Origin of the sequence: Glaciecola sp. 33A (assembly GCF_002836745.1) — a bacterium.
Lineage (GTDB): Bacteria > Pseudomonadota > Gammaproteobacteria > Enterobacterales > Alteromonadaceae > Glaciecola.
In genome coordinates this window covers 393,063-405,732 of the sequence record NZ_PJAR01000044.1, presented here as the reverse complement: position 1 = coordinate 405,732, position 12,670 = coordinate 393,063, and the positions used below count along the sequence as shown (strand labels likewise).

Here is a 12,670-nt window from a genome sequence, read left to right as displayed (position 1 = left end):
GCTATCCCCAGTTCTCAATAACATCAACAAACCTAGCTAAAAACATATTTGTTTGATGGGCATCAAGAGCACGGTGATCAATGCTAAGTGACACATAACATTTAGATTTAATCACAATGGTATCAACACCTGATATTTCTTCTACCGACACCCTTTTTTCTAGTTTTCCTATGCCGAGAATGGCCACTTCAGGTTGGTTAATAATAATAGGCGTTGCAAATAAACTACCGCTAACCCCATGATTAGAAATCGTAAAAGTACCATTTTTCATATCACTCGGAACTATGTTGCCGCTGCGCGCTTTTTCAGTTTGTATATTAAGTGCTTGAGCAATAGAAAATAAATTCATCGATTGCACTTGTTGAACAACAGGCACCACCAAACCTTTATCGCCTAAAGCAGTGGCGACACCTATATTAATATCACTAAATAACTCTAAAGCATCTTCATGGAAGCGGGCGTTTACTTGCGGCACTTCTTGCATCGCTTTAACTACTGCAGCTAAAAAATAAGCGGTAAACGTTAATTTAACCCCTAGTTCAGCATATTCCGTTTTATGCCATTTTCTATGATCAATAATATTACTCATGTCCATTTCAAAAACACTAGTGACATGAGGTGACGTTTCTAACAAGCTTTTAACCATATGATTGGCAATTGCTTTACGCATATTGCTATGCTTAACCATAGTACCTTTGAGTGGTCTAGTTACGGGAGCATGAATAGAGGTTGGTGTATGTGTAGCGACAGCGGGATCAGATTTGGGCGTATCTTGGATGTAAGAACGAACGTCGTTTCTAGTGATCCTACCTTGGTGACCTGTGCCAGTAATAAGGTTTGGGTTTATTTGATTACTTTTCAATAAACGACGTGCAGCAGGGCCAATCAAATACTGTACGCTATCATCTATAGTAAAGTCGGTTTTAATATCCAATTGTTCGCTTGAAAGGTTATTCGAGGTTACTTTCTTGCTTTGATCATCGCTGTTTGTCTTTTGGTTCACTGATCCGTTATTTACGGTTTGATTAGCTTCTTTTGTATCAACAGCATCAGTTGAGGTTATAATTTTTGTATCTTCGGTATCTAAATGGCCTAATACAGTGTCAACAGCAATTTCCTCGCCCTCAGCAAAGGTAATACTAGATAAGGTACCTTCGTTAGGGGCACAAATTTCCATCGACACCTTATCAGTCTCTAATTCTATTAGAGGATCACCCTCTTTAACTTTTTCACCAATGGCAACTAACCACTTTGATAATGTAGCAGTAGTACCTTCTAACTGGGCAGCAGGTAAGATAATGTCAATTCTACTCATTTTTTTACTCGCTTATTTATTAAAATTCTACAATGGCGATGATTGATTGTATTATCCGTTCAACGGTCGGAACCGCAGCATTTAGCAAATGAATATTGTGTGGACTTGGCGTATCTGGCATCGTTAAACGCTCAATAGGCGCGTCTAAATCAAAAAAGCCATCTTTTGCTATTACGGCAGCGATTTCCGCACCAAAACCAGCAGTCATATTATCTTCATGAACAATTAAACAACGACCTGTTTTCACAATACTTTCTAATACAGTTTCTTTATCCCATGGCTGGATAGTTCGTAAATCTATAAGTTCAATACTGTCAGGAGTATGTTCTTTTTTAAGCTCTTCAATAGCAGCATCACAACGTTCTACCATTGCTCCCCAAGTAACTAATGTGAGCTTATCGCCTTTGGTTAAGACATTGGCTCTACCAAATGGAATTACAAAGTCATCGCCTGGGTAGGGTCGTCGAGCCCATCGATTATCAAGTAATGATCTGTGCTCAAAAAAGATGGTTGGATTATTATCACGTAAAGCGTAACGTAATAAACCTGCAGCATCCTCTGCATTTGAAGGCATAACCACTTGCCAACCAGTTTTATGTGCCCATTCAACTTCATCACACATTGAATGCCATGGATCACCTCGACCAGCAAACCCGCCAGGTATGCGAATAACCATTGGAGCGGCAAATTGATTATTAGTACGCCAGCGCATAATGCCAGTATCGGTAATTTGCTCTGCTGCAGGCTCGGCATATTTTCTAAATTGAATTTCAGGTACTGGCATCAAACCAGAAAGCGCCATACCAACAGCACGACCAATAATACCTTCTTCAGAAAGACTTGTATCAAATACACGGTGATCTCCAAACTTTTCATTTAGGCCTAAAGTTGCTCCATGCACACCGCCTTTAGGACCAACATCTTGACCAAAAACTAACACTTTTGGATTGGTTGCAAGTTCGTGATCCAACACCTTTCGAATGGCCGTTTGCATATTCAAACGTTGCCCTTCAGGTTTAGCCGTTTCACTTATCGCTGGAAATTGATAGTGGTCGCCATGTAAACCGCCACGCAGTTGCACTTCCGCGTCGCCATTCTCGTCTTTTTCTGCATAAACATAACGAGTCAATTTACTGGTATCAGGCTCTGGGCGTTTTTTAGCGCGCTCAACACTGGCACGAATTTCGGTGTATGCTTTTTCTTCTAACGTTTGCCACTCATTAGCACTAATGATATTTTCTTGTGCTAAATAGCTTTTAAGCTTTGGTAAAGGGTCATTTTTTTGCTCTTCTGCTACCATTGCTTTAGGTTTGTATGTTTGCGTATCTTGAAATGTATGACCACATAAACGAGGTACTTTTAAACGTAATAAACAGGTACCTTTACCCGCACGTACATAATCAACTGCTTCTTGTACTAATTGTGGTGTGAGCACGGGGTCGGTGCCGTCGCCGTCAATAATTTTTAAATTTTTGTAAGCACTGAGGTTTGCTACTTGATCGCCACCAGGAGTTTGCGCTTTTTGTGGTACTGAAATACCATAGCCATTGTCTTCTATATAAAATAAATGCGGTAAATTATTCGTCGTTGATATATTTAATGAAGCCCAGAAACCACTCGTAGACATAGATGAATCACCACCCATCGATAAACCTAATGCGCCTCGATATGATTCATCTTTAAGTTCATCTCGATGATAAACAATAGATTGAGCCCAGCCCGCAATGGGAGAATACTGCGCGCCAACACCACCACACATAGGAAATAACATCGCGCCTTTACGTTCAATATTGGGGTAGTTACAAACCACACCAATATCACGACCATCACTATAACCACCTGATTTAGCCATCGGCGAGGCAACTGCTTCATCAATATCTAAACCAAGGGATAATACGAATGGACGAGAACGATAATAGCCGGTAGCACCATCATGAGGATGTGTTAATTGAGTCCCCAGTAATATCTGAGCAAAATCATGACCACGAGCTGAAAATTGATTAAAAACCAACTTGGCTGGCACTAGTTCTTGTTCTTCCACATCGTCCATTGCGCGGGATAATAATAGTAAATAACTTATCTTATGCCAATCAAGAGCTGGTCGTTTAAAGATATCTCTATCACTAATAGTGTTTTGGTCGGTGAACTGATCGTTGGATGTTGCAGTTATACTCATTCTGGTATTCCTTGAAGATTTTGGAACCCATGCCACTTTAGCTGATACATCATCTAATCAAATATGGCATTACAAACTTTAAATGAGAATACAACTATATAGTTGTAATTACAACAAACAGCACTTTTGAAAATCAAAATAAATTCATTTACAGCAATAAAAAAGTTGATCTTTCATTACAATATAAAGAACGTTATTATGTTGTGGTGATTTGATAATTGTAAAAATGAAGCTAGCCCATGCCTGACAGATCAGTAGTGACAAAAAATAATGCAAGCCTCAGCAAGCAAGGCAAACTACCTGCAGGCAAAGTTAATTCAAACTTAGATTTACAGACATTTTTACCTTATAGAATGTATTGTTTAGCTATGCAAATGTCTCATGCTGGTAATGATTTACCTGAGTTATTAAACGATACTGACATCATCATTCGCGAGAGAGAATGGCGTGTTATTTCAATTTTAGGAGCATATGGCGGGTTAACTAATGGTAATGTTGCTAACGCACTGAAAACCGATTCAGCCACAGTATCTCGTGCAGTCAAGGTCTTAAAAAAATTACTTTTAATAGATACACTAAATTCAAAAAAAGATAGACGTAAAGTGTTAATTTACCTGACAGAATCTGGTGCTAAACTTTACGATAAAATAACCCCGAAGCGTATTGAAACTGGACAAATGATTGACAGCTGTTTCACACACGAAGAATTATCAGCGTTACACCATCTATTGAATAAGCTTGACCGTCATTTGCAACATATGGAAAATGAATTCGAAGATGAATGGGAGTAATGAGAAATGTTGCATTCACTGACAATAGATAGGCTGTAACAAAATCTGTGTCACTGCCATTAGTTAATATGCGTCTCGAGCCGGTCTCCGGATTCGATAATAAACCGATCTATCGCCCGACGGCAGTTATGGATGGGCATCGTCTACTTCTTAGATACCTAGGTTATTGCTAAATACACCATTTTCTTAGCACTTTCGCTCTCGGCGATTCACATGCCCATCAGGCCTTTTAGCGTTTTAATGCTTTTGGCAGCTTCCTTCGCGAAAGCTTCAAGTTCTTTTCTGTTAAATTGCATTTGCTTATCCTTTTAACTCTTTATAGCGTAATTCATGATAAGCCGTCACACAAAATCTGTTACACCCTCGAGTAAAATGTTGCAATGAGCACTTGAATCTACAACAGCTTTATCTAGGCTCTTTTTATTCATAACATTTTTTACCTTACTTCGGTTTCTGTTATGAATTGTTAATTACGTTAAACATCAGTTTGAGTTAATTAATCTTTTATTAATAATAGATACGCTTCTTCAGAAATAACCTTAACGCCTTTATCCCTAGCTGCATTTAACTTATTTTCACCCACCTTTTCACCTGTTACCAGGATGTCTGTTTTACCTGAAACTGATTTTCCAACCTTTGCCCCAAGTAATTTAGCTTGTTTCTCCATATTCCCTCTTGCCCCTTGAGTCATCGCCCCAGTAAAGACAACAATCTTGCCTGCTATTGGTGAGTTATTATCTGGCTGCTCTGATTTCTTTGGAGTTACAGTTAAATTAAAACCTAGTGCATATATCTTTTGAAAAACATCCTTAATTGACGACAAGCCTTTAACAAGTTGGACTGCAGTTTTCTTCGCAAAACCATCTATCTTCATTAATTCTTCCGTGTCCAAATCAAAGATACTTTCAATTGAATGATGTTCGAGTAAATTTTCCGCTACTCCAAGACCCAAGCGATTCAATCCAAAAGCGGCTAAGAATCTCCAATCTTCTATTTCAACTGTTCGGCTTCTCGTCAGAGCATCCTGTAAATTTTTAACTGTTTTTTCTTTGTAACCTAATGCAGAAAGTTTAAAAGCGTTATTTTCTAATAAATAAATATCATAAATTGTTGATACACCGTGCTTATTCAAATTAGATATTGTTGCTGTTCCAAAACCATCATTGTTACCCAAAGTATCAAAGAAATGAATGATACTCTTTTCTATTTGGTCTTTACAGGCTAAGGCATTAAGACAGAAGAGGCTATCATCAACCCATTTTAAATCTTCATAACAGCATGGGCATACGTCTGGAATATCAGCATTAGCGGGTTCAATTACTTTCTCTATTTTAGGGATTACTAAGCCTGATCTGACTATTTCAAGAATAGCGCCTTTCCCTATTTTTTTGTCTCTAACCATTCCATAATGATGCGCTGTAACTCTACTTATATCTGCACCTGATAATTTGGTTGGTTTGATTCGAACAACTGGTGTCAACTTCCCATTCCTTGAAGTATTAGGTATCACTTCCAATACTTCTACCTGAGCTTTCTCATCATTAGACTTAAGCGCTATTTGCCAACGATGGTGCTTCCTAGTGGCACCCATTTTTTCTTTGATTTTTTGATTTTTACACTCTAAAACAACACCATCTACATCGTAATCACAACTTACTAATATATTTTGAGTAATTGCATCAAAATCACTACGAAGATCTGATATTTTGCCTTCCCAATTTTCTAACATTGAGAAAGGATAAAATACGGCAGCGCCCTCATCCATAGCTTTCTGGACTCTTTTATCTATGTTCTTTTCTGCTATTATCGATGCTTGAATGTTTCTTGAGTTTTCAAAGTAATTTGATAAATTGGATTCAAAGTAATCCTTTGAAATAACAATTTCACCCGCACCGAGACCCCTTTGACCACTTTTTGCAACCTGTAATCCCCTTTCAAATGCAAATGAGATATCTCTTCCTCTAACTCCATTACCTCTTGTATATAAAGTGCTTCCATCATCGTACCCAGCATAACCATCTAGTTTTGGAGTAATTCTAATTTCGATATCTCGCTCACCAATGTCAACCATATTGCCAGTTTTTATTACATTATCTAACCACTTATCAATCACTTTAAACGTGTAAGCTTTTTGTGTTGATAACATTCTTTGTGGTAATTCAATTGTTTTGCCTTCAAGAACATCTTCTGATTCTACATTAGTCAAATAAGGGTGGTATTCACCTAATTCATTATTCTCTTTAAATATTTCCAGAAATCCATCATAGACACGGTCGTTGATAAGTTCGTTTTTTACTCTGTAGCATGCATTAGTGATTTCAAGAACATCTAATTGGTATTCTTCAGTCAAAGACTTAAACTCAACAATGCCTTCCAACACTTCCATTAACAAAGATAGATGAAGCTTTTCGTGCTTCTTACTAAATATTTCTTTTTGTATTTCGTTTAACATATTCGTTTTATCCAAGATAGAAGATTTAGTTTCTCAATAATTAGTAATTGCTCTTTATTGAATTTTATATTTAACATAAAGAGTACTTATTAATGAGTTAACCTAAAGTTAAAGTTTGTCGTACTATTTGCCAATGTTTGCTCATTACAAGGCTCATTGACAATAAAAAGGTAGTTTTGTGTGGATCAGGTAAAAGCTTTTCCATTACTTCTGGTGGCTGCTCTTGTCAGATCACTGTTTTCATAAAGAATTGATGGGGCTAAACCGTCAAGTTTCGATTCACAACTAAATTGCATGTAAGTGACTGGCATTAGCCTGTCTTGTAAACGCTTTCCAAATGCAATGAGATCAGCTTCTGCAAAGCCGTTGTCGAGTGATAGCATCGCAACTTCATGCACAACAGCATCACACTTCGACAACGATATTCCACCGACTTTTTGACTTGGTGAATCCGAGTTCACTAGTTCTGGATGTTTTTTTTCTAAGGCAATTAACTCAACCAGTAAACGATCATATTGTGCATCAGGAATACTTGGGGCATCCATCACGTAATACTGGTAGTTATGTTCTTCTAGCTGCGATTTAAGCGCATCAATGTGCGCTTTTTCTTGATTTATTTCAGTCATTTTTACTATCGGTTAATACGTTTTCGTTCGAATTCTCGAATACGCTCTGAATATTTTTGCAGACCTTGTTTGGTAAGAACACCGCGGCTACCATCGAGGATCTGGCAGCTAAACTCATCTGCTAGTTTTCGAGCTGCGTTGTGCATCATATTAAAGACTTGCTGAGGCTCGCCTTCAATGGGTAACATCATAAACAACGATAAACCTCGAGTACTGAAGGTTTCTATATTATCAATATCAAAAACACCAGGCTTAAACAAGTTGGCTAGTGAAAATAGCACCGGACCTTTGCCATTTGTATTCACATGGCGATGAAAAATATCCTGTTCTCCAAATTTTAAGCCTAGGGTTAGTAGCATTGGTAACAGCGCTGCACCCGTTATTTCGCGACCCTCAGGGGCTCGTATATTGAGCACAAGTACATCCGTTGGTTGCTCACTAGTTGTTTGCTGACTCGATGTAGGTTGTTGAGTCGTTGTCGGTTCTTTATGCGCTGAGGGCTCTTTATGCGCTGAGGGCTCTTTATGCGCTGAGGGCTCTTTATGCGCTGAGGGCTCTCTATCCGCTGAGGGCTCTCTATCCGCTGAGGGCTCTCTATCCGCTGAGGGCTCTTTCGCTGAGGGCTCTTCGTTCGAAAAATCGATACGCATTTGTTCTTCATTGAGCTTGTTAGCCGCTTGTAACTGAGGCTCTTTGCGAATAACATCTGCTACACTCTTTTTACGACGCGAAACTAGCTTTCTTGCCTGCGCGGCCAAACTAATCGGTTGTGCTGGTTCAACTGGAGCCTCTACGGCATCAAGTTTAAATTCTGGTTCAACTCTACCTCTAGGATCAGTGCTTATTGAGTGCTCGATCTCAGGTTCAAATTCAGCAATTTCGTTTGCTACAGGATTCACTTCAGGAACTGCTGCTGCAGACTTTAACAAAAACGGTGGCGGTTCCGGAATTTGGGAATTATCTTGATTCTGTGATTGCCGATGTGAAGTTTCAGTTACTCTAGTCGAGCGCTGAAACCCCGGCTTAGGTTGGGTTACCACACTGCCATAAAGTTTGGGCGCAACTTGTTCATGTTCTTCTGCCAGCTTTGCAAAATCCATTTCGGTGCGCTCTAATGAAAGCTCATCATCTAACTCCAAACCGTCTTTGCTTTCCTTTTCGGTATTGTCGCTCTTCGCCTTCTTGTTCATTTCAGTAGTGTCTTCTTCTGACACACTTGGTTTAGCCTTAACGTCACCTTGAGCATAAAAGTCAGTCTCAATATCATCAGTCACTTTAATTTCATGAGCACCATAAGTGTCGTCCTGAGATCCAACGTGTTTTCTAGTCCGCGTTTGAGAATGTAAAGCAGCGCGTGGCTCTAGATCGTCTTCCTCTTCATCTTGCTCATCGGTGTCATTAATCATTGTTTTGCTTTGAGAAACCACTCTAGCGTTGCCAACACCATTAGCATCGAATTGATCTTCATCGTTTAACGAAGGGTCACTTTTATTCTGCCAGTTTTTAGATTCAAATTTTGCTTTTGCATTGCCTTTGGCGTTTTTCCTGATAGTCCACAGACCGTGAACGAGGATGGCAACAATGGCAACAATACCAAAAATCAAAAATGTTAAGCGCAAATCTTCCATTTTAAACTACTCTACTTATTATTATTCTGCGATAGCTAAAGCTTCTTCTACATCAACTGCGACCATTCTCGACACACCTGGTTCAGACATTGTAACACCCGTTAAATGACTCGCCATCTCCATAGCGACTTTGTTGTGCGTAATATAGATAAATTGTACAGTTTTTGACATTTCTGAGACTAATTTACAAAAACGTCCTACATTTGCATCATCTAACGGCGCATCTACTTCGTCGAGTAAACAAAACGGTGCCGGATTTAATCTAAATATAGCAAACACTAATGATAATGCGGTTAGCGCTTTTTCTCCACCAGAAAGAAGGTGGATTGTACTATTTTTCTTACCCGGCGGTCGCGCCATAATAGTCACTCCTGTGTCGAGCATATCATCTTCTGTTAACGCAAGGTGAGCACTACCGCCACCAAACACTTTAGGGAATAATATTTTTAAGTCACTATTAATTTGATCAAATGTAGCTTTAAAGCGTGTTCGGGTCTCTTTATCAATTTTTTTAATTGCTGCTCCTAGCGTTTCTAAGGCCTGTGTCAAATCGTCATTTTGTTCGTCTAAATAACGTTTTCTGATCGATTGCGATTCAAACTCTTCAACTGCAGCCAAGTTAACGGCGCCCAAGCGTGTTAATGACGACGCCGTTTTCTCAAGGTTTTGCTGCCATTGCTCCTCTTCAATGTCATCAGGTAAGCTTTCGAGCAAGGGTTTCAATGCTTGTTCCATCTCTTGCAATTGCTCTAAATATGACTGGGCTCGAACCTTACTGCCTTCCGCTTGCAACTTCATACTGTCAATCTCAGCTTTGGTATTCTCGGCAGCCTGATTGATACCTGATTGTCCTTTTTCGGCCTCTAATAGTTTTTCATCAACTCGCGTTAACGTTAAGTGTATCTGTTGCTGACGAGTTTGCAATAAGGACTTATTTTCCAACAACACCTGCAATCTCACTTGCTGATCTTCAAAAGGCATGGACAACTCTTGAGCCTCTTCTTGCAATATAGCTATCTTTTCTTTATTTTCACTAATCTGTTCTTCACGAGTAATCTGTTTATCTTTTAATAAATTGTATTTATTTTTGGTCTGCTGAACTTGCATGGCTAATTCATGAGTTCGTGTGACTAATTGCTCTACTTGCGTGCGAGCCAATTGCACATTCGCCTGCAATACCTCAGTATGGGTAACTTGCTCGTCAATAAACGTTTCAATCTGAGCCAAATCCATGGCATGTATTTCGACCTGCTCATTTAGCTCTTCAAGTCTTTCTAATTCTTCTTGCGCGTTTATTTGCTGGCGCTCTAGTTCTTGATAAAAGCGTTCGTGACGACTGACTTGTTGTGCTATTTGCTGCTGAAATTGGCTTAATTGAGTGCTCAATTTAAAAGCTTGTTCTGTGTAATCAGTACAAATTGATTTTGCATCATCTACAAGTGCCAACACACCATCCAGCGATGAGCTTGCCAGTTTGAGGCCTTTTTCGGCCATATTGAGATTTTGTCTTTGTACTTCTATTTGAATTTTTAACGACCCTACTTCTGCGGCGCGACTAATACTCGCGTCAACCTGCTCGCCAGCGCCGTTAATTAACATATCGCTGAACAACCACAGTCCACAGGGCGTAAGCACAGAATGACCGGGACGAAGGTACTTTTGCAAAGTTAATGCCGCTCCGACATCGTCCACCAAGCTGATCAGATTAAGAAACTGAGGCACACTCGGGTTATTAATTTTTTCAGCTAAGCTTCCCGACACTTTGTCTCCTGTCATGTGCTTTTCAAACAACAAAGCTTGACCATGTTTGTTATCAAAAAATGTTGATTCTAATAACTCGCTAGACAATGTTGGTATCACTTTTGGACTCGCAATATGTGAAAATACAATTTCACATAGTCCTTCGTATCCTGGCGTAACCTCTAAAAACGCAGACAATTCGAGTAACTGAGTTTCGAACTCATATTGCTCGTTAGTCACAGGCCATAGCCTTGCATCGGTCATACTTTTTTTCTGAATATTTTGCAGCGCATCCTTGCTTGCTTGCAAGTTAATCATCAATCCGTTTTGCTTTTCTACTTCTGCTCTTGTTGCTCCTTGCTCAAGTGCCGCCTTGTGCTGACGTTGTTGGATAAATAATACGTCTTTTTTTGCTTGCTCTAGCCCTTCATTCACTAGCAGCAAATCGGTTTGAATATCTTCAGTTTGTTGTTTTATATATTCGTCATCGAATTCGGCCAATTCTTGCTTGAGTTCTTGAATTCGAGAGTCAGTACGAAGTTGCATACTCATGGTGTTTTGAATTTGGCTATGGCAACTCTGCAATTCTTGTTTAAGGGCGTGATATTGAATTTCTCCCTCTCTATTTTTTTCATTAAACTGAAGAAGTACCTTCTCCGATTCACGACGTGCAGCCTGAGCATTCTCGACCGCTTCTTCCAAAATCATTTTTTTCGGTTCTAAATCAACCAGTTCATCTTGCACGATGACCAATTCTTGCGCCGTGTCTGCAAATAACGCTTCGGTGTGCTGAGCTTGAGTTTGCAGTTGCTGTAATTCCAGCTGAATTTGGTGCTTTCGCTTTTTAGAAAATAATTGTGATTGTTCAATTTGGGTTATGTTAGTGCTAACCTTGAAGATTTCTTGTTGGATGTCATTTATTTCAAACTTGCAGCTTTCTTGTTCTTCACGATACTGAATAATGCTGCTTTCGTCACCGCGTTTTTGAGCAATTATTTTTTCTAACTCAATTTCTTTTTCTGAAATATTAGCTTCAACTTGATTAATCAAATTAATTTGTTTTAACCATCGGAAAACAGCAAGTTGAGCTTTAAGCTCTCGTTCAGACGCCTTCAGCTCTTTATACCTTATTGCTGCCACAGATTGCCGTTGAAGTTTACTTAACTGCTCCCCCAATTCATTTCGCACGTCATCTAGGCGTTCTAGATTTTCTTTTGTGTGCTTTATTCTATTTTCGGTTTCGCGGCGACGTTCTTTATATTTCGAAATACCCGCTGCTTCTTCCACAAACACACGTAATTCTTGAGGCCGGCTCTCTATGAGCTTAGAAATCATGCCTTGTTCAATAATGGCATAGCTGCGTGGGCCTAATCCGGTTCCTAAAAATAAGTCAGTAATGTCTCGCTTTCGGCATTTGGTGCCATTAAGTAAATAACTAGAAATAGCTTGTTTGGTCACAGTACGCTTTACTGACAACTCATTATAGTTTGCGTATTCGCCACCAACTCGCCCCGACGAATTGTCAAAGATCAGTTCAACGGAGCATTGTGAAAGCGCTTTGCGCGCAGTAGAGCCGTTAAAAATCACATCTGTCATCGCATCCCCACGCAAGTTTTTAGCCGAGCTTTCACCCAGCACCCAACGCACAGCGTCAATAACATTAGATTTCCCGCAGCCGTTTGGCCCCACCACTGCTGTCATTTCACCCGGAAATGGGATTGTGGTAGGGTCTACGAATGACTTAAATCCTGCTAATTTAATTTTTTTTAAGCGCATGTAATGTGAATAAATGTTTGAAGCAAAAAAAGTATTCCAATTATTACCGTAAGACTACATCTAGTTATTTTTTTATCTTTTGTGTTTATCTATGTGTATTTTATGTGACAACGACACTCCAAAAAACGATAGCTAAGACGAATGCAAATGTAACAAAAGTAAAACT

Annotated in this window: 7 protein-coding genes; 1 reads left to right on the top strand and 6 read right to left on the bottom strand. The window is 39.3% G+C overall.

Annotated elements, in window-relative coordinates:
• Position 1 precedes the first annotated feature (1 nt).
• Both CXF81_RS17845 and CXF81_RS17840 read right to left on the bottom strand, forming a co-directional pair.
• Positions 2 to 1,315 (bottom strand): dihydrolipoamide acetyltransferase family protein, encoded by a 1,314-nt coding sequence (locus CXF81_RS17845; RefSeq protein ID WP_101182750.1) that lies wholly within the window; start codon positions 1,313 to 1,315, stop codon positions 2 to 4.
• A 19-nt stretch (positions 1,316 to 1,334) separates the two neighbouring features.
• Positions 1,335 to 3,491 (bottom strand): transketolase C-terminal domain-containing protein, encoded by a 2,157-nt coding sequence (locus tag CXF81_RS17840; protein ID WP_101182749.1) that lies wholly within the window; start codon positions 3,489 to 3,491, stop codon positions 1,335 to 1,337.
• 257 nt (positions 3,492 to 3,748) lie between these two features.
• On the opposite strand from CXF81_RS17840, the gene CXF81_RS17835 reads away from it, so the two are divergent.
• The gene (locus tag CXF81_RS17835) at positions 3,749 to 4,282 is read left to right on the top strand and encodes a MarR family winged helix-turn-helix transcriptional regulator (RefSeq protein WP_157825583.1); all 534 of its coding nucleotides are present in this window, start codon (positions 3,749 to 3,751) and stop codon (positions 4,280 to 4,282) included.
• Between the two features lie 496 nt (positions 4,283 to 4,778).
• On the opposite strand, the gene CXF81_RS17825 is transcribed toward CXF81_RS17835, so the two are convergent.
• From CXF81_RS17825 to smc, 4 genes are all read right to left on the bottom strand, one after another.
• On the bottom strand, positions 4,779 to 6,734 hold the full coding sequence (locus CXF81_RS17825; protein ID WP_101182747.1) for a helix-hairpin-helix domain-containing protein: 1,956 nt from the start codon (positions 6,732 to 6,734) through the stop codon (positions 4,779 to 4,781).
• Between the two features lie 185 nt (positions 6,735 to 6,919).
• A complete protein-coding gene (locus CXF81_RS17820; RefSeq protein ID WP_232771982.1) occupies positions 6,920 to 7,360 on the bottom strand; it encodes a hypothetical protein in 441 nt (146 codons plus the stop codon).
• Positions 7,361 to 7,365: 5 nt separating this feature from the next.
• Complete coding sequence (zipA, locus tag CXF81_RS17815) at positions 7,366 to 8,988, bottom strand: cell division protein ZipA (protein WP_101182746.1); 1,623 nt, start codon at positions 8,986 to 8,988, stop codon at positions 7,366 to 7,368.
• Between the two features lie 21 nt (positions 8,989 to 9,009).
• Positions 9,010 to 12,504, bottom strand: a complete 3,495-nt coding sequence (gene smc, locus CXF81_RS17810; protein ID WP_101182745.1) for a chromosome segregation protein SMC — start codon at positions 12,502 to 12,504, stop codon at positions 9,010 to 9,012.
• Positions 12,505 to 12,670: the final 166 nt, after the last annotated feature.